The 18,367-nt window shown below is 59.8% G+C and carries 15 protein-coding genes and 1 riboswitch; of the genes, 11 read left to right on the forward strand and 4 right to left on the reverse strand.

Annotated features, from left to right (window positions below):
- Positions 1–133 precede the first annotated feature (133 nt).
- The 6 genes from ACR0EK_RS19330 to ACR0EK_RS19355 all read left to right on the forward strand — a co-directional run bounded on the left by ACR0EK_RS19330 (position 134) and on the right by ACR0EK_RS19355 (position 5,181).
- On the forward strand, positions 134–1,339 hold the full coding sequence (locus ACR0EK_RS19330) for an ROK family transcriptional regulator (RefSeq protein WP_480901065.1): 1,206 nt from the start codon (positions 134–136) through the stop codon (positions 1,337–1,339).
- 121 nt (positions 1,340–1,460) lie between these two features.
- Positions 1,461–1,659, forward strand: a riboswitch (cobalamin riboswitch).
- Between the two features lie 132 nt (positions 1,660–1,791).
- Positions 1,792–2,577, forward strand: coding sequence for a DUF4198 domain-containing protein (locus ACR0EK_RS19335; protein WP_480508814.1), 786 nt, complete (start codon positions 1,792–1,794; stop codon positions 2,575–2,577).
- Positions 2,578–2,583: 6 nt separating this feature from the next.
- Positions 2,584–3,195: a cobalt transporter CbiM gene (gene cbiM / locus ACR0EK_RS19340; protein ID WP_480484878.1), complete on the forward strand. Its 612-nt coding sequence runs from the start codon at positions 2,584–2,586 to the stop codon at positions 3,193–3,195.
- A complete protein-coding gene (locus tag ACR0EK_RS19345) occupies positions 3,192–3,755 on the forward strand; it encodes a cobalt ABC transporter permease (RefSeq protein WP_480901066.1) in 564 nt (187 codons plus the stop codon). The genes cbiM and ACR0EK_RS19345 overlap by 4 nt, the downstream gene beginning before the upstream one ends.
- Positions 3,755–4,534, forward strand: a complete 780-nt coding sequence (gene cbiQ, locus ACR0EK_RS19350; RefSeq protein ID WP_480560720.1) for a cobalt ECF transporter T component CbiQ — start codon at positions 3,755–3,757, stop codon at positions 4,532–4,534. Before ACR0EK_RS19345 ends, cbiQ begins: the two co-directional genes overlap by 1 nt.
- Positions 4,531–5,181 carry an energy-coupling factor ABC transporter ATP-binding protein gene (locus ACR0EK_RS19355; RefSeq protein ID WP_480901067.1) on the forward strand — a complete coding sequence of 217 codons (651 nt, stop codon included), beginning with the start codon at positions 4,531–4,533 and terminating at the stop codon, positions 5,179–5,181. The genes cbiQ and ACR0EK_RS19355 overlap by 4 nt, the downstream gene beginning before the upstream one ends.
- Before the next feature lie 16 nt (positions 5,182–5,197).
- On the opposite strand, the gene ACR0EK_RS19360 is transcribed toward ACR0EK_RS19355, so the two are convergent.
- The 4 genes from ACR0EK_RS19360 to ACR0EK_RS19375 all read right to left on the reverse strand — a co-directional run bounded on the left by ACR0EK_RS19360 (position 5,198) and on the right by ACR0EK_RS19375 (position 11,069).
- Positions 5,198–5,413 carry a hypothetical protein gene (locus tag ACR0EK_RS19360; protein ID WP_480484874.1) on the reverse strand — a complete coding sequence of 72 codons (216 nt, stop codon included), beginning with the start codon at positions 5,411–5,413 and terminating at the stop codon, positions 5,198–5,200.
- Positions 5,414–5,488: 75 nt separating this feature from the next.
- On the reverse strand, positions 5,489–6,487 hold the full coding sequence (locus ACR0EK_RS19365; protein ID WP_480901068.1) for a hypothetical protein: 999 nt from the start codon (positions 6,485–6,487) through the stop codon (positions 5,489–5,491).
- Entirely contained in the window at positions 6,480–10,193 is a 3,714-nt protein-coding gene (locus ACR0EK_RS19370) for a hypothetical protein (protein ID WP_480968051.1), read from the reverse strand. The genes ACR0EK_RS19365 and ACR0EK_RS19370 overlap by 8 nt, the downstream gene beginning before the upstream one ends.
- A 246-nt stretch (positions 10,194–10,439) precedes the next feature.
- Positions 10,440–11,069 carry a response regulator transcription factor gene (locus ACR0EK_RS19375; protein ID WP_267365646.1) on the reverse strand — a complete coding sequence of 210 codons (630 nt, stop codon included), beginning with the start codon at positions 11,067–11,069 and terminating at the stop codon, positions 10,440–10,442.
- A 220-nt stretch (positions 11,070–11,289) separates the two neighbouring features.
- Here ACR0EK_RS19375 and ACR0EK_RS19380 point away from each other — a divergent pair, with 220 nt between their 5' ends.
- From ACR0EK_RS19380 to ACR0EK_RS19400, 5 genes are read left to right on the forward strand one after another with little or no spacing between them, the layout of a single operon-like run.
- Complete coding sequence (locus ACR0EK_RS19380; protein ID WP_480901070.1) at positions 11,290–12,531, forward strand: pyridoxal-phosphate-dependent aminotransferase family protein; 1,242 nt, start codon at positions 11,290–11,292, stop codon at positions 12,529–12,531.
- A 15-nt stretch (positions 12,532–12,546) separates the two neighbouring features.
- A complete protein-coding gene (locus ACR0EK_RS19385) occupies positions 12,547–13,746 on the forward strand; it encodes a malate--CoA ligase subunit beta (RefSeq protein ID WP_267365650.1) in 1,200 nt (399 codons plus the stop codon).
- Complete coding sequence (gene sucD, locus ACR0EK_RS19390) at positions 13,743–14,630, forward strand: succinate--CoA ligase subunit alpha (RefSeq protein ID WP_209508187.1); 888 nt, start codon at positions 13,743–13,745, stop codon at positions 14,628–14,630. The genes ACR0EK_RS19385 and sucD overlap by 4 nt, the downstream gene beginning before the upstream one ends.
- On the forward strand, positions 14,630–15,601 hold the full coding sequence (locus ACR0EK_RS19395) for a 2-hydroxyacid dehydrogenase (RefSeq protein WP_480489218.1): 972 nt from the start codon (positions 14,630–14,632) through the stop codon (positions 15,599–15,601). The genes sucD and ACR0EK_RS19395 overlap by 1 nt, the downstream gene beginning before the upstream one ends.
- Positions 15,601–18,231: a phosphoenolpyruvate carboxylase gene (locus ACR0EK_RS19400; RefSeq protein WP_480968052.1), complete on the forward strand. Its 2,631-nt coding sequence runs from the start codon at positions 15,601–15,603 to the stop codon at positions 18,229–18,231. Before ACR0EK_RS19395 ends, ACR0EK_RS19400 begins: the two co-directional genes overlap by 1 nt.
- Positions 18,232–18,367 lie beyond the last annotated feature (136 nt).

The raw sequence follows: 18,367 nt of genomic DNA on the forward strand, positions 1-18,367 counted from the left end.
GTCTGATCGGGCGAAATCCGGCCCGATCGAACGTGAAAACCATCACAAGATTCGAATTTCGAGTCAATAAATAAATCACTCTTATTTATTATTGACAGAAAGGAAGGGTTTCAACATTGTCGTCACGAAGGGGATGGCCGTGTCTGCAAACAACTCTTTGGACAATACCGCTGGCGTACGCGAGCCAGACATGCGCGGCACCAACCAAAGCGGAATGCGGGCCCGAAATGAACGGCTTGTCCTGTCACTGGTCCGGCGCCATCAGGCCCTTGCAAAATCTGAGATCGCGCGGATGACCGGGCTGTCGGCACAGACGGTTTCGGTCATCATGCGCCAGTTGGAAACCGATGGGCTGCTTCTGCGGGGCGAACCGATCCGGGGAAAAGTCGGGCAGCCCTCGGTTCCCATGCGCCTGAATCCGGATGGCGCGTATTTCTTTGGGCTCAAAGTCGGGCGGCGCAGTACCGAGCTGGTGCTGACGGATTTCCTTGGCAATGTCAGGCACCGTGAGCGGCGGACTTATGATTTTCCGACGCCCGAGGCGACACTGAGCTTTTCCAAGGAAAGCCTCGACAAAGTGATGACGTCGCTGTCGCCCGAGGCGCGCAGCCGGATCGCGGGTCTTGGGATTGCGATGCCGTTCTACCTTTGGGACTGGGCGCAGACATTGCAGGTTCCGCAGGAGAAAATGGATCCGTGGCGTGACGCGGACCTGAAAGGCGCACTGGCCTCAAGCTATGACTTGCCGGTATTCCTACAGAACGACGCAACGGCCGCCTGCGGTGCCGAGCTGGTCTTTGGCCCGGCGGAAGGCCCACGAGATTTCCTGTATTTTTATGTGGGCTTCTTCATTGGGGGCGGGGTGGTTCTGAACGGCTCCATCTTTTCGGGGCGGGGAAATGCCGGTGCGCTTGGTCCATTGCCTGTGCCGGACGACGCAGGCGGAGTGAAACCGTTGATAGATGTCGCCAGTCTTTATGTGCTGGAGCGCGCAGTTGGTGGGAATGCCGAAACAGCCGGCTCAATCTGGGAAACGACACAGCATTGGGACATACCGGAAACCCACCTTGAGAACTGGTTGAAACAGGCGGCGCACGGGATCGCACATGCCATCGTCTCGTCTTGCAGCCTGATCGACTTCGAATCTGTCAAGATTGATGGCTGGATGCCCACAGGCATCAAGGCGCGGCTGGTGGAATTGGTCGAGGTCAAGCTATCAGACATGAACCTGACCGGGCTTGAACGGCCCTTGGTGCAGGTGGGGACGGCAGGCCCGGATGCCCGCTCATTGGGGGCGGCCAGTTTGCCATTGTCGGAAAGATACCTGCTCGAAGGGTAGGTTCATTCCCTAAAAACCCTGACCTGCATCCAAAGCGGATCCGTCGGAAAAAGGGCATCGCCCGCTAAACTTTTTGACAGCCAGCGCAATTGATCGTTGACGGATGCCGAAGAAGTCTGGCAAGCCGCTCGGCATGTCCGGTTCCGGGGCGTGCTCTGGAATCAATAGGGAATGCGGTGCGGGCTTTGGCCCAATTCCGCAACTGCACCCGCAACTGTAAGCGGCGAGCAGGGCTGAAGTGCCACTGGTGTTAATCCGGGAAGGCCAGCCCAACGCTTTGACCCGCAAGTCAGGATACCTGCCGGACATGTGCCTTTGACAAGGGCACTCCTAATCGGCGACGGGATGTGCGTCGGAGCAGGATGCTTGAAAAAGCAGCTTAGCTTGGACGTCCCCGCAGTCAAAACGCATCTCGTACCGGGGTTGGTGCGATGGGACAAGGACGACTATTGATGACCAAGCTGCTTTCCGCAGCCGCTGTGGCGATGGCGCTTCCAGCGATGGCAAATGCGCATTTCCTGCTGGAATACACCGCTGACACCATGATCGACGCACCGGGGAATGTTCCGGTCAAGCTGATCTTTTGGCATCCGTTCTCGAACGGGCATGTCATGGATCTGGACAAGCCGCAGGAATTCTACGTGATCCACAACGGTCAGAAAACCGATCTGCTGGATACCCTGGAACCCGTACGTTTCACCGGCGGCGAAAACGAAGGCGCGGCATTCAAGGGTTATGTTCCCGTCAAACGGTCGGGCGACTATGTGTTGGTGACTGTTCCCCAGCCCTATTATGAGGAATCCGAGGATATCTATATCCAGCAGATCGCCAAGGCATTCCTGAACCGCAATGAACTGCCGACCGACTGGATGAACCCGGTGGGCCTGCCGGTTGAGATCATCCCGCTCAACAAACCAACCAACATCATCGCGGGTTCGACGTTTACAGGTCGGGTTATGGCCGAAGGCCAACCGGTTGCGGGTGCCGAGATCGAGATCGAGTACATGGCCGCAGAACCGAACATGGAAAGCGCGGCCGCTTCCGCCCCGTCGGTCTCGCCGATGCCGGGTGGTGCATTGGTCGCAACTTCGGATGATAACGGGTATTTCACGTTTGGCGTTCCAAAAGCCGGATATTGGGGATTTGCCGCACTCGGCGCCGGTCCCGTGACCGAACACAACGGCAAAGAACTCAGCCAGGACGCGGTGATCTGGATCCGCGCCTGGGATTTGGAGTAACCGTAGATGCACATCGTTGACGGAGCCTTGTCCAACCCTGTCGTGATCGGCGGAGCCGTCGCTGCTGCGGGTGGAATTGCCATGGGCCTCAGGTCGCTGGATCTTGATCGCATTCCAACAGCGGGGGTGCTGTCTGCCAGCTTTTTCGTGGCATCGCTGATCCATGTGCCGATTGGCCCTTCGTCAGTGCATCTGATCCTCAACGGAATGGCCGGGCTTTTGTTGGGCTGGGCCGCATTCCCGGCCCTGTTCGTCGGGCTTTTGCTGCAAGCCGTCTTCTTTGGTTTTGGCGGGTTGACGGTATTGGGGATCAACACCCTGAACATCGCGTTGCCCGCGGTTTTGGCCGGGCTGATCTTTGGCCGCCTGATCGCCCATGGCTCACCTCTGCAAGGTGCGATATGGGGCGGGGTCGGCGGTGCCTTTGCCATAGCCGCCACAACCGGCATGGTTGCGTTTTCACTGGCCCTGTCCGGGGATGCATTCCTGCCAGCGGCCAAGCTTGTTTTCTTTGCACATATTCCTGTCATGGCGATCGAGGCGATCCTGACCGGGTTCGCGGTTTTGCTGGCGCGCAAGGTCAAGCCCGAGCTGTTTGTCAAAGGAGCGGCCGCGTGAGGTACCTGGCGATCATTCTGGCGCTGTGCTGCGCACCCGTACCTGCCTTGGCGCATAAGGTCATAGCCGGAGTGTTTGAATCCGGTGACGCCATCGAAGGCGAAATCGGCTTTTCCAACGGCGACATGGCAAGCGATACCGAGGTCATCGTCAACGGCCCGGACGGAGCCGAGCTGGGCCGTATCGTAACAGATGCAGACGGGTTCTTTATCTACACACCAAACGCGCCGGTGGCCCATACTTTCTCTGCAAACCTTGGTGCCGGGCATGTGGCCGAGGTCACCATGCCCGCTGCGGATGTCGCCCGGATCATGGGCGTTGAAGCGGAACCCGACACCGCGCCGACAAACGCACCTGCCCAGACAGCGGCGGTGCTCAGCGATGAACAACAACAGGTCATTGCCAGGGCCGTGCGGGATGAGCTGCGCCCGCTGCGTCGGGAAATCGCCGCCTACCGCGAACAAAATGACCTGCAAACTGTTCTGGGTGGGATCGGATATATCGTCGGTCTGTTTGGTCTGGGCTTTTACTTTGCGGCACGCCGCAAGCTGGCGGCCTGATGGCGCACGTTCTGGGGCAACAGGAAAGCACGCTGGTCAAAGCGGGCGCGCAGCGGCGCGGCGCGATCAACCCGCTTGATCCAAGGATGCGGATCGTCATGGCGGTTGTCTTCGCGGTGGTGACTGTCGCGGTGTCCTCGCTGACGGCGCTGTGCGCGGCTTTGGTGGTGTCCCTTTCGCTTCTTGCCGCGTCGCGTCTGCCCTGGCGGAAAACGTTGAAACGCATGGCCATGATGGATGGGTTCATCCTTTTCATGCTGGTGCTGTTGCCATTCTCCATGCCCGGCGACCCGATGTTCACGCTCTGGGGGTTTCCCGCAAGCTGGCAGGGTTTCTGGAAAGCGGTCGAGATCGCTCTGACGGCCAACGCGGTCATCCTGTCCCTTATGGTGCTGGTCGGCACGATGGAGCCGGTCACTCTTGGCCACGCCCTGCACCGCCTGCGCTGCCCCGAAAAGCTGGTTCACCTTCTGATGTTCACCATCCGCTATATCGAGGTTCTGCGGGAAGAATACCTGCGCCTGCGCGCGGCCATGAAGGTACGCGGATTTCGCCCGGCAACAAACTGGCACACCTATCGCAGCTTTGGCTATCTCGTGGGCATGATGCTGGTGCGCGCGATCGAAAGATCCGAACGCATACTTGATGCGATGAAATGCCGGGGGTTTTCAGGCCGTATGCTGCTGCTTCAGGACTTTGCCCTGACCCGAAGGGACATCGTTTTTGCCGCAGGTCTTGGTGCCCTTTGCGCGGGTCTGATCATACTGGATTTGGCATGACACTGATTGCGCTTGAAGATATCTGCTTTGCCTACCCCGGTCAGCCACCCGTTCTTGACGGTGCCAGCCTCAGCCTGTCCGCCGGTCAACGCCTGTCGCTGACGGGCCCGAACGGGGCGGGAAAATCGACCTTGCTGCGTATCACGCTTGGATTGCAGCGCCCACGGTCCGGCACGGTCACGATCTTTGGTCAGCAAAGGGTGCAAGAGGCCGATTTTCATGACGTACGCCGCCGGGTGGGCCTTGTGTTTCAGGATGCGGATGATCAACTGTTCTGCCCGACCGTCGCCGAGGATATCGCCTTTGGCCCGCTCAACCTGGGCAGAACACGCGACGAAGCGCTAGCCATCGTAGAAAACGTGTTGGGTGATCTGGACCTGATGCATCTGAAGAACCGCATCACCCACAAATTGTCAGGGGGTGAAAAACGGCTGGTTACGCTGGCGACCGTTCTGGCGATGGAGCCCGAGGTTCTGCTGCTTGATGAACCCACCAACGCGCTGGACCCACGGAACGAGGCCCGGCTGCTGGAAATCCTCCGGGGATTGCCGCAAGCGATCCTTCTTGTCAGCCATTCCCCGGCCTTCCGTGCTGAACTGGCACCGGATGCGCTGGATTTGCGAGACGGAAAACTGGTTGCTGTCTGACAGGACCAATCCGGGTTCAGCCCTGCCGCTTCCGGCTCATAAGCCCATATCTGACCGCCCATGCCCGAAACGACAGACGTCTGCGCCGGTCCTGTTTCACCGGGTGTTTTGATTGCGCGCCACCTTTTCGGTTGAACTCGAAAACGTCGATGATGCGCTCGGCGCAACCGCAGGCTTCGCCCATGCCAACTTTGGCAAAGTAGAATTTTTCGAAACGTTCCGGGTTTTGCATGGCGCCCCTCCTGTTCAAGCGTAGCCGCAAAAGCCTAGTGCCGCCAAATCACTTTGCTGCGGCCACAGGGGGCTGCTATGGCGCGGCGAAGGCGCTTCCCGTCCAGACATTGTCCAGTTGATTGAAAACCGGCGAGGTGATGAGCATCTCGGCAGGGTACAGCAATTGCAGCTCATCCGCGAACCGCGTGACGCCGGGTACAAGCCCGGTGATGTTCTGCCACGCGGCCCAGCTGCCGGGATCGGACAGGCCGGTGGGATTGTCGGGATCAGCCGCCTGGTGCCAACCGGCCGCATTCAGGATCGGTGTAAGGGCAAAGCGCGCATCGTTGCTGTCAACCTCGGAACAGGCAGCAGCATCGCATTCCCAGCTTGTCCAGTCTGCCGCCGCGATGGTCCCGGCAATCGGGGCGGCGGCGTCGATAACCCGTGCCAGAACCTCGAACCCGCCACCCGCAGTCGGACGGCTGAGCGACAGGGGGTCGGTGGCCACGGCATGCAGTGCCGCGGTTGGTGCGAGGCTGAGGGTCCGACCGATCAAAGCCAGCTGTGCAATACCGTCGGTCACAGGCCCCGATCCGGCGGCCGGAAGGACCCTGACAGGTGTCAGGATCGGCACCGCGCTGCCACGTATCGCGATTTCCTGCAACGCATTGTCGAAGGCCGGAACGAAATCACTGCGGATCGTGAAGCTCAGCGGGAAACTGGCCTGCTGCGGACCTACGGGCCTTGCACCGTCGCGGGTGATGAAAGACATCGGCGGAACGGCTCCGGGCTGCGGCAGCGAAATCTGCGGTCCCGCGATACCCAAAGCGGCCGCGATCATGCGTGCGCGCTGTTCGGCCTCACCATACTCGCTCAGCAGATTGATATAGCCGCCGATCTCGGTGATGTTGCGCGGCGCAGGGATGCGCGAAGGGGCAATATCGCCCGCAATGGCCAGCCTATGGGCAATCACCTCACGGGCACGCTGGATCGCCGGAGAGTTGGTCGTTTCAAGAATGTTGATGATCGCCTCGGCAAGGCTTTCATCAATTCCCGGTTTGTCCGTCACATTTGTGCTCGTGTCACTCATTGTCGTCCTCCGCAGGGGCGTTCAGGCCATTGAGGAAATCCAGCACCGACTGGCTGCCGGCCTTGGTCGCGCTGCCGTCATCAGCATCCGCATTTGCCTTGGTGAAGGCCCCGAAAAGCTTGGCCAGAAGCAGCGTGTTGGACGGGTTGGCCAAAGCCGTAGCCCCGCCGGGGAAATCCTTGAACAGGTTTTGAACGAAACCGACCCGGTTGCCATCCGGTTGCCCACCGATCAGCGCGGAAACACCCGAAGCGTTCTTGGCGATATCCTCAAACCCCTTGATCTTGGCGGCATTGCTGGCGTCGAATGCCTTCTTGTCAGCGGCGGCCTTCTTGGCCTCTTCCTCTTTGCGGGCGGCAGCGATTTCCTGACCTTTACCCGCAAGTTCCGTGGCCTTTCCAACCAGCTCCTTGGTCAGATCCGTCGCCGTGTCGATGGCCTTGTCACGCCCCGCAGCGACCGATTGCGTTTCAAGCGCCAGTTGCGCCTGCAACTCCTTCAGACCCGTCAGATCGGTTCCCGCCCGCGCAAGATCGGGCGCAGCCTTGAGGATTTCGGCCAGTTGCGACGTGGGCACAGCCTGGCCGGTGCCAATGTCGCCCCCTGCAATGGTCAGCGTGTTCGAAGGCTGGTTGTTCGGCAGGTCTGACGGCGCACGTGTACCAAAGATGGCGTCACTGTCAGCAGGCAGGACCGGCGCGTCGCCAACCGGTGGCGGTGTCGGGCTGTCCTGCCAGTTCCAGAAGCGGCGATGGTCGATCATCTCGCAGGAATTGCAGCGGCCCAGTACAGCCTCGCCCAACAGGCCCCTGGTCGGCAGCGAGATCGTGCGGCGCGGTGGTCGGAAGTCTTCGCGATGGAAGGCCAGAAGACTGTCCTGAATGTCACCGGTCCGCATCTCCATCCGGTCGGCCAGATCGGGCGGGATCGAGAACGGCATGATCATGGCATTGCCATAGAACCCCAACACCTTGTTCTGGACGGTGCTGAGCAGCGATATCTCGCTTGAGGCATCGTCCAGCCCGCCTTCCGGTACCCCTATGGTGAAACGCTCCAGCAGAATCGCACGTTCTTCGTCCGTCATGCTGGCCCAAATCACGCGGGAATAGCGAACGGTGTTGGCCACAATATGCTGGTACATTTCTTCGATGCGGCGCAGATCCCGGCGTGACAGAACGTCCGGCACTTCCTGCACCGAATAGGGCAGGGTGGCAGGCAGCGCCTGGAACGTATTGTCATCAACAACGGTCTGGGCGTTTTCGTTCATACGCGCCTCAAACTCGCTGACCATGGGCGGTCCTACCAGATCGTCAAAGTCCGAGCCCGAGATCGTGGTGCGAAGGCTGCGGTTGATATTGCGGGTGGCCCGATCCAGATCGTCGGCATCTTCCAGATTGGCCAGATGCTCCCAGATGTTGAAAATGTTGATGGGATCAGGACCGGTGTAGAACGAGTAGGCAAACGAACCCGTCCGCCTGCGCAGCTCAACACGTGCGATATCCGACCGCTCGACCGAACGGGGCAAAGCCACAGACCCGGTATAGGTCCGGCGCTTGGTCGGATCACGTCGCGCATCAGCCAGCCGGACAAGCAGGTTCTCGCGTGTTTCCGCTGGCAGGTCATGCAGGTTGTCGATGTCTATCGGCGATCCGGTCAGCGGAACAGGTCCGACCCGGTCGCCATCCTGCGTGAAGATCACGACAGAAATGTCATCATTGGGCATGAACGTGCCCTGCGCCTCGAAACTGACGATGTCCTGTGCGACGCCGGGCGCGTTCTGCGGTGTTGCATCCTTGTCCGCATAAAACTCTTCCAGCAGCTTCAGTGCGCTGCGGAATCTGCGGCGGTTTCGGAATACGCGCCGGAACACTTCGGCATGGCGCAGGATGACCTTGTACCGGCTCAGCAATCCGGACCGGGTGACATTGCCCGGCAACTGATCGCCTTGCCCCAGACGGCGGAAGCGGATGAGTTGCATGGGCACAAAGACCACCAGCTGCACGCCCTCGATACGCGTTTCCAGGGAAAAGTCCCGCAGGACTTCGAACCATTGCATGGTCATTGCGTGGCAATGATTGCGGTTGGCCACGAATTTCGTTGTTGCCGTCCGTCGATCCGTCGCAGTTGCAGTGCGCACACTGGTCCGTGCCGAGTTACGCTTGACCGAAGCCGCCCGTTCAAGCGCGGCAGAGAATGTCTCATGGGTGTCGGACAGAAAATCGCGCGATGTGTTCTGCGTGTTGGACGAATTGCCGGAAGAATTCGAACTGGACCGTGCGCCGCTGAAGCCCACGCCGCCAACGATGGCCCCGATGCCTCCGAACAGGCCGCCACCAACGCCACCTGCGCCCCCGAAGCTTTTTGAAAATGCGCGGGTCGAAAAAGAAGACGTGCCCTGAATCACCTCATCCAGCGCGCTTTCAAACGTACTGTCAAAGGACGTGTTGCGGGCTTCCTCAAATTCCTGTTGCTCTTCAAATGTCAGGCTCTCTCGTTCACGTACGCTCAGTGTCTCGCGCTGTTCCGACACGACTATCCGCTGCTCTTCTCCCGGGGCAAGCGGCAGGGAATAGACCAGCCGGCCCAAAGACATGCCAGCATGGACGGCCGTCGACCGCATCTTGGCAATATAGCCAAGCGCAAGGCTCGACGCTTTGGGCACATCCTGCGGCCGTTCTTCAAGATCTTCAAAGAAGTCCTCGATATCAATGGGTTCATCAATCGGAATTCGGTCCCGAAAATCCCAATCACCCCCGTCATTGTTGAACGCGGCCAGCAGCGTTTCGGCTGACAGATTGGCCTGAGCAAAGGTTGTGCCCGGGATGGTCGTCACAAAGCGGCCACCGCCTATGGGGCGTGTTCGAACGATATTCTTGGGCCCGACGAGCGGATCAATCAGCCGGTACAGAACCGTATAGCGCCGGCGCGAAACCGTGCCACCTTCGGTTCGGTACTCCGACGCGCAATCGCCCTCGCCCAGCACGATAGGGGCCTGCGAACCGGTGAAATCGGATATGTTTTCTTCAGCATCCTCGGGATCCACGGGCAAGATATCGGCCAGCTCACCGACGATCGAACGCTGCAAAGGCAGGAGCGTGCGATCCAGCACCACAAGGCCCATTTCGCCGTCCAGCGCGTCAACGCGCGGTACGGCTTCTGTCAGGGTGGTGTTTTGACCCCTGATCCGCAACCGCAGGCCGTTCTGCGGCAGGCGGAGATTGGGCAGATCAACCGAGAAGAGACCGCGCGCGTCCGTGACGGCGGCTTTGACAGCCCACGAGAAATCCGCGTTGTCGATCCCTTCATTGGCGGTAAAGGTGGGGCGCAGGACCTCGACGATCACACGTTCGGCAGGGGTCCCGTCCGGGTTGATCAGTTCCCCCCGCAGTTTCGGGGCAAGGGTGGGAACGACCGCCCCCAGAAAGCCTCCGGCCAGATCTTCGCGAATGGTTGCAAGCTGGCGAAAAACCGCGCCTGTCGACTGAACACGCCGGTCGACCAGATCGTTGATCACTTCTGTGGACAGCTCAATTCCGACGCCACGGCGCAATGCCTTGAGCTTTTCCGCCTCAACCCGCTTCTGATCCTCAACGCTGTGCGTGCCAGCTGCGACAGTGCCGGAAATTTCCGCTGATATCGATGGGTTTGGCCGAAGATTTGGTATGGACAGCGTTATGCGCGGGGGCTCACTGCTGGAGTCGGACATGAACGTCACCTCTCGAGAAAGAGCTGAAAAAAACGAGATGTCAGAAAAAGAAGTCAAATCATTAAAGGTGACCCAAGGTAACATGTTTGGGGGATTCGCGGAAGCAACGCAGGGTTGTGCATACCGCCACACGCGGCAAAGCGCTCAGGACAAGCACTGTGTCTCTTGCTGCTGACGGTATCTGGAATTGGTCAGAGCTGGACGAATAACCTGCCCGGAAACATCGGCATCCAAATCGCCTTTGGTCTAGTTTCGTGACTGCTGAGACGAATAGAAATACGCAATGGCCTGCGTTCGGTTTTTGACACTCAGCTTTTCGTAGATGTTGGACAGGTGAAACTTGACCGTGTTTGTCGAAATCTGAAGTTCCTTCGATAGATCCCGGTTTGACATTCCCTGCGCCAGCGCCTCCAGAATTGCGCGCTCCTTACGCGACAGGCTCTGGATCGGGTCCTGTTGCATTTTACGGATATCGATGAACGGGAACACCATCTTACCCGCTGCAACTTTGGCGCAGGTTTCCAGCAGACCCTCAACCTCGCCCGTGCGGGCGGCAAATCCAGCCGCACCCGCCTGCATCGCCAATCGCGGGACATCGCCGCCAGTGTCGCCATAAACGACAAAGCGCGGGGCGTTGGGCTGATCGCGCAGAACCTCAATCAGTTTGGCGGCCCCCAAAACCGGAAGTGTCCAGTCGACGACACCAACCTGAACGGGAACCCGCATCACCGTTCCCAGAAACCCTTCGGCCGTTGCTGACGTGGCCATCAGCGAGAATCGGGGGTCTCGCTCGAATATTTCGGACATGGCCGACAGAACCAGCGGGTTGCCGTCCGCCAGCATGATGTCGATGGGTTTGTTCGGTGTCTCAACCATATGATTTTGCCCCGATTCCGGAAAAACCTACCCATAAGGATAGGGCATTTCTTTGTATACCTTCGTATTTTTACCAAAACGGGTAGGTATTGCCCCGTCCTATTGGCCATCCAAAAGCAGTAGTAAGTTACGTTGCGTCATAAGGCAAGCTCGCGTTTCCTGCTCGGTAACTTGACACAACGGGCCGCTATGCCCGGCCAACAGCCGAGGATGCCAGACCATGACTTTTCAGATTTTCCCTCCGCTCGAAATCCCTCAGACCCTCGCAGCGGGGCCGGGGCCGGGCAACACGGATGCGCGCGTCCTCAAGGCCTTTGCCGATGCAGGCGTTGCCGATCACATGCAGGGGGACGTCCTTAGGGGGATGGTCGAATGCAAGCACATGCTGCGGAAAATCTGGGGCACCCAAAACGTCTATACCTTTGCTGTTGCCGGCACCGGTTGGAGCGCCCTGGACACCATGTTTTCGGCTGTCATGCCTGGCGATAAGGTCGTTGCTTTTGCCAACGGGACATTCTCGGGGATTGACGCGCTGACCCTGCGGATCAAGGCGGCGACGCCCGAAGAACATGCAGCCAACCCGATGGCACCTCAGGCCGCCAGCGTCACCGTGATCGAGGTTCCGCACGGCCAGCCGGTCACCGGTGATCTGGTCGAAGCGACGCTGGCGCAGCACAAACCGAAATGGGCTTTCATGGCGCATTGGGAAACCGGATCGGGCCGCATCAATGACCTGCGCGGATTTTCCGACGCGTGCGAACGTCATGGCGCGATGGGTCTGATCGATGCGGTGTCGTCTCTGGGCGTCGATGACTTCTCGATAGACGATTTTCCGGGTATCGCCGGATGGGCGTCCTGCCCGCAGAAAGGTCTGTGCTGCTTGCCGCTGACCTATGCCCCTGTCAGCTTTACCGACGGCTATATCACCTCACTGAAAACCACCGGTGCCTATACCTATGTGCACAATCCCATCTTTGAGGCCCGCCATTGGGGCATTGTCGATGGGCAGGATGTTGAAAAGGGCACCTATCACCGCACCCATTCGGGCTACGCCGTTGCGGCCTTCCATGAATCCCTGCGCCTGACCCTTCAGGAAGGTCTGGCCAAGCGGTCCGCGTCGTACAAGACGCACGAGAAGGTTCTGCGGGACGCCGTCACCGAAATGGGCTGCGAGGTCACCTCCGACATGCCCAGCCTGATCGTGCTGAACCTGCCCCCGGAACTGGCTGGCCGCGAGATGGAGCTGGTCCAGAACTGCCGCGCGCGCGGGTTTGGCATCTGGCCGACGCTCAGCGCACCCGTGCAGGTGCGCATCGGCATCCTCAACCAATTGAACCGCGACGCCGTCAGCCGGATTGTGCGCCTGTTCGCCGAAGCCATCCGAGAGCTGGGCGGAACGGTCGACCAAGACGCAATCGAAGACCTGCTGGAAAGCCGTTACGGCACCTCAATCGCTGCATAAACAGGAGCGGATCAGATGGATATTCACGAATACCAGGCAAAGGAAATTCTTTCGAATTTCGGTGTCGCCATACCATCCGGCGCACTGGCCTACAGTCCGGAACAAGCGGCCTATCGGGCGCGTGAGCTGGGCGGTGACAAATGGATCGTCAAGGCGCAGGTCCATGCAGGCGGTCGCGGCAAGGCCGGAGGGGTCAAGCTGTGCAACACCGAAAACGAAATCTATCAGGCCTGCGATGATCTGTTTGGCCGCAAGCTGGTCACGCACCAGACCGGCCCCGAAGGCAAAGGCATCTATCGCGTCTATGTCGAAGCCGCCGTGCCGATTGATCGCGAGATCTATCTGGGTTTTGTCCTCGACCGGTCCAGCCAAAGGGTGATGATCGTGGCCTCGTCCGAGGGCGGGATGGAGATCGAGGATATCTCGGCTGACCGCCCGGAAAGCATCGTCCGCTCCATCGTGGAGCCGGCGGTTGGGCTTCAGGAGTTTCAGGCGCGCGAGATCGCATTCAATCTGGGGCTTGAACCCAGGCTGATCCAGCAAATGGTGCGTACATTGCAAGGCTGCTACGCCGCCTTTAGCGAGCTGGACGCGACAATGGTCGAGATCAACCCGTTGGTCATCACGGGTGACGACCGGGTGCTGGCGCTTGACGCCAAGATGAGCTTTGACGACAACGCCCTGTTCCGCCATCCGCAAATCTCTGAACTGCGTGACAAAAGCCAGGAAGACCCGCGCGAAAGCCGCGCGGCCGACCGCGGATTGTCCTATGTCGGGCTGGACGGAAATATCGGCTGCATCGTCAACGGTGCCGGTCTGGCGATGGCCACGATGGACACGATCAAGCTGGCCGGTGGCGAGCCTGCAAACTTCCTCGACATCGGCGGCGGGGCCTCACCCGAACGTGTGGCCAAGGCATTTCGTCTGGTCCTGTCGGACGACAATGTTCAGGCCATTCTGGTCAACATCTTCGCCGGTATCAACCGCTGCGACTGGGTGGCCGAAGGCGTCGTTCAGGCGCTGCGGGAACTTGACCTCGATCTGCCCGTCGTCGTGCGGCTGGCTGGAACAAACGTCGAAGAGGGTCAGAAGATTCTGGCCAAGTCCGGCCTGCCGATCATTCGCGCCACAACGCTGATGGAGGCGGCAGAACGCGCTGTTGGCGCATGGAAAAACGACCTTACTCAAGGCACCAAGATGAGGGCTGTGAAATGAGCATTCTTCTCGACCGTGACTCGCGCGTCATCGTGCAGGGCATCACCGGCCGCATGGCCCGGTTCCATACCAAGGACATGCTGAACTACGGCACCAATGTCGTGGGCGGTGTCGTCCCCGGCAAAGGCGGGGAAACCGTCGAAGGTGTTCCGGTCTTTGACACCGTCAAACAGGCTGTCGAGGCGACCGGCGCGGATGCCAGCCTTGTTTTTGTGCCCCCGCCATTTGCGGCTGATTCAATCATGGAAGCCGCAGATGCCGGTATCCGCTACTGCGTCTGCATCACCGACGGGATCCCGGCGCAGGACATGATCCGGGTGAAGCGGTACATGTACCGCTATCCGAAAGAGAAACGCATGGTGCTGACCGGTCCGAACTGCGCCGGTACGATCTCGCCCGGAAAGGCGTTGCTGGGCATCATGCCGGGTCACATCTATCTGCCCGGCCATGTCGGCATCATCGGCCGCTCGGGCACGCTGGGCTATGAGGCTGCGGCGCAGCTGAAAGAACGCGGCATCGGTGTCTCGACCAGTGTCGGGATTGGTGGCGACCCGATCAACGGGTCATCCTTCAAGGACATCCTGCAGCGGTTCGAAGAGGACGAGGACACCCATGTCATCGCCATGATCGGCGAGATCGGCGGCCCACAGGAAGCTGAAGCTGCCGAATACATCCGCGACCACATCACCAAGCCGGTGATTGCCTATGTCGCGGGGCTGACCGCCCCGAAAGGCCGCACCATGGGCCACGCGGGTGCGATCATCTCGGCCTTTGGCGAAAGCGCCAGCGAAAAGGTCGAGATCCTGTCCGCCGCCGGGGTGACCGTTGCCGAAAACCCCGCGGTGATCGGTGAAACAATTGCCCGTGTGATGGAGGCCGCGTGATGGTCAAACCCTCGGTTCTTGTGACCCGTCGCTGGCCTGCCGCCGTCGAGGCGCAGCTGGCCGAGACCTATAACGCCGTTCTGAACACCGGGGACAAACCCATGTCCCCGGCCGAAATCCGGCAAGCCTTGAAAACTTATGACGCGGTGCTGCCAACTGTAACGGACACACTGAGCGCCGAGGCAATGGACGTCCCTGGTGCGCAGACCAAGATCCTGGCCAATTACGGCGTCGGATACAGCCACATCTGCGAACCGTCGGCGCGTGAGCTGGGCATGACCGTGACCAACACGCCCGATGTTTTGTCCGAATGCACCGCTGATATCGCCATGACCCTGCTGCTGATGGTGGCCCGGCGCGCGGGCGAGGGTGAGCGCGAGCTTCGGTCCGGCAACTGGACCGGATGGCGGCCCACGCATCTGGTTGGAACCAAGGTCAGCGGCAAAACGCTGGGCATCATCGGCTATGGCCGCATCGGGCAAGAGATGGCCCGGCGTGCGCATCATGGCTTTGGCATGGACATCCTCGTCTACAACCGCAGTCAGATAGCGCCGGATGTGCTGGCCAGGTGCAATGCAACGCAGGTGGCCTCGATTGACGACTTGCTGCCGCAATGCGACTTCGTCTCGCTGCATTGCCCCGGCGGGGCTGAAAACCGCCATCTGATCAACGCGCGCAGACTGGGCCTGATGAAGCCCGACGCCTTTCTGATCAACACCGCGCGCGGTGAGGTGATCGACGAATGGGCGCTGATACAGGCCCTGATGTTCGAGATGATCGGCGGGGCCGCGCTGGACGTGTTCGATGGTGAACCCCGTATCAGCCCGGACCTGCTGCAATGCGACAACCTCGTGATGCTGCCACATCTGGGCAGCGCCACCCGTGAAGCGCGCGAGGCGATGGGGTTTCGGGTTCTCGATAACCTGAATGATTTCTTTGAAGGCCGCGAACCCCGGGACCGCGTGATCTGATGCAAGCGCTGGCCCCGAATATGCAGCCCACTCCCAACCCCTCGAGCTATGCCGAAGGGTTGCGCTCGGAATTGCGGGCGTTGTGGCGGAACATATTGCTGAAACGGGCGCCACATGTGGCGGCATGGGCCGAGGCCACGCCGCTGCAAGCCATTCCCACGGGACCCGAAGCAACGCCGTATTTGCAGGCCCTTTCGATCTGGTTCCAATTGTTGTGCATCATCGATGAAAACGCCGAGGTTCGGGACCGTCGATTGACCGAAACCCAAAACGGCGCAGAAGCGGTAGAAGGCGGTTTTGCCGAAGCCCTGACGGACTTGTCCCTGACCTATAACCAGGTTGAAAAGCTGACCGCTAACCTGTGTACCGGTCCCACGCTGACCGCGCATCCGACCGAAGCCAAGCGGGTTACGGTTCTGGAAATTCACCGGCGTATCTACCGCAACCTCGTCAGTCTTGAAACGCAACGCTGGACCCCGACAGAACACGCCGAATTGCTGAATGGTCTGGAAGGAGAGATTGATCTCCTATGGCTGACCGGCGAACTCCGCCTGTCGCGCCCAAGCCTGCACGACGAGATCGAATGGGGGTTGCAGTTCTTCCGCGATGCAATCTTTGACGCCGTCCCGCAGGTTATGGGCCGCTTCGATCAGGCCTGCCTGCAAGTGCTGGGCCGTACGCTGAGCGATACACCCGATATCCGCTTTCACAGCTGGATCGGCGGCGACCGGGATGGCAACCCAAATGTCACGACCGAGATGACCGCATTGGCGCTGAAACGCGGACACGAAACAGTTCTGGAGCTTTATCGCCAGGCACTCGAACGTGCTGCGGGCAGGTTGAGCATCAGCGCGCTGATATTGCCTTTACCTGAACCTGTCAGGACGCAAGTACAAGCGATAGTCGACCGGGCTCCGGTCGCCGGACGCAATCGGAATGAACCGTTCCGGCAAGCACTCAATGCCATTCGCTATCGGCTGACAAACAGCGGCTATGATCACATCTCGCAATTCGTGGGCGATCTCGACACGCTTGATACCGCTTTATGTGCGGTCAACGCGGATATTCTGGCGCGGCAGCACATCCGTCCGCTGCGCCGGGCCGCTTCGGTTTTTGGGTTCCGGACCACAACGCTGGACATCCGCCAGAATTCGACCGTCACAACCGACGTTCTGGCCGAAATCTGGTCGCATAGCGGAAAGGTGCCGGTTTACGGCACAGCCGAATGGTCTGCCCGCTTGCGAACCGAACTGGCCGATCAGAACCTGCCCTATCAAAACCGCGACGCGTTAAGCGATCAGGCGCGGGAACTGCTTGCTCTTCTGGCTCTGGTCTATAGCGTTCGATCGGGACCGGACCCCAGGGCAATAGGGCCCTTCATCCTGTCCATGACCCGTTCGGCCGACGATATTCTCGGCATCTACCTGTTGGCCCGCTATGCCGGGTTTGGATCTGAAACTCTGGATCTTTCGGTAGTCCCATTGTTCGAGACGATTGCCGATTTGCGAAATGCCCCATCGATCCTGCTGGACGTTCTGGCTGTTCCGCTTGCCCGTCGCAGCCTCAAAACCGACGGTCGGGTAATCGAGGTGATGCTGGGATATTCGGACAGCGGCAAGGACGGGGGCTATTTCTGCTCAACATGGGAGTTGGAGCGCGCCCAACGCCGGATCGTCTCGGCGCTGGCTTCGCAAGGTTTCAAGGCCACGTTTTTTCATGGTCGCGGCGGCTCGGTCAGCCGGGGCGGTGCACCGACCGGGCGCGCCATCGCCGCGCAACCCAGTGGAACAGTTGCCGGGCGGCTGCGCGTGACCGAACAGGGCGAGGTGGTTTCGGCCAAATATGCCAACCGGGGCACGGCTGCGGCGCATCTGGAGTTGTTGCTGTCAAGCACGATGCGCCATACGGCGACCCCTGACGAGGCGCCTTCACGGCCTGAATTCGATGACGCATTGGATGCTTTGTCAGAGTTGTCACAGACAGCCTATGTCTCGCTTTTGCAGATGCCGGGTTTTCTGGACTATTTCCAGCAGGCGAGCCCTGTCCAAGAACTTGCCCGCCTGAAAATGGGGTCCCGTCCGACCCGCCGGTTCGGCGCGGCCAGCCTGGATGACCTGCGGGCCATTCCATGGGTCTTTGCGTGGTCGCAGAACCGTCACCTGATTACTGGTTGGTACGGGTTCGGCACCGCCATGGCCAGTTTTCGCAAGTTTCGCGGCGAGCGCGGTGATGACGTGTTGCACGACATGTTTCGACACTCCCGCCTGTTCCGCCTCGCCGTCGATGAGATGGAAAAATCGCTCTATCAGACGGATATGGGAATCGCAGCGCAGTATGGCGAATTGGTCTCTGATATCGAGATCCGCCAACGTGTATCGCAGGTGATCAAGGCGGAATACGATAGTGCCTGCAAAGCGATCCGGTTTCTGACCGGTGGTCAGGTCATCGGCCATCGCTTTCCCCGCCTTTGCGAGAGGTTTGACCGCAAACAGGCCGAGTTGGCCCGCATTCATGCTCTTCAGGTCGAACTGCTGCAACACGCCCGCAACGAACCGCAGGCAGGGTCAGTTCCCGTGCCCCTGCTGCAATCCATGAATGCCATTTCCGCTGGCCTTGGCTGGACCGGCTAACCATTTTCAGGAGACCAAAACTGTGAACGCCCCGCATCGAACAGACGGATTTTTCACCCAGTCCTTGTCGGACCGCGATCCTGAGCTTTTTGGCTCGATCCGGTCTGAGCTGGGTCGTCAGCGCGACGAGATCGAG

The organism is Ruegeria sp. AE4 (genome assembly GCF_056542185.1).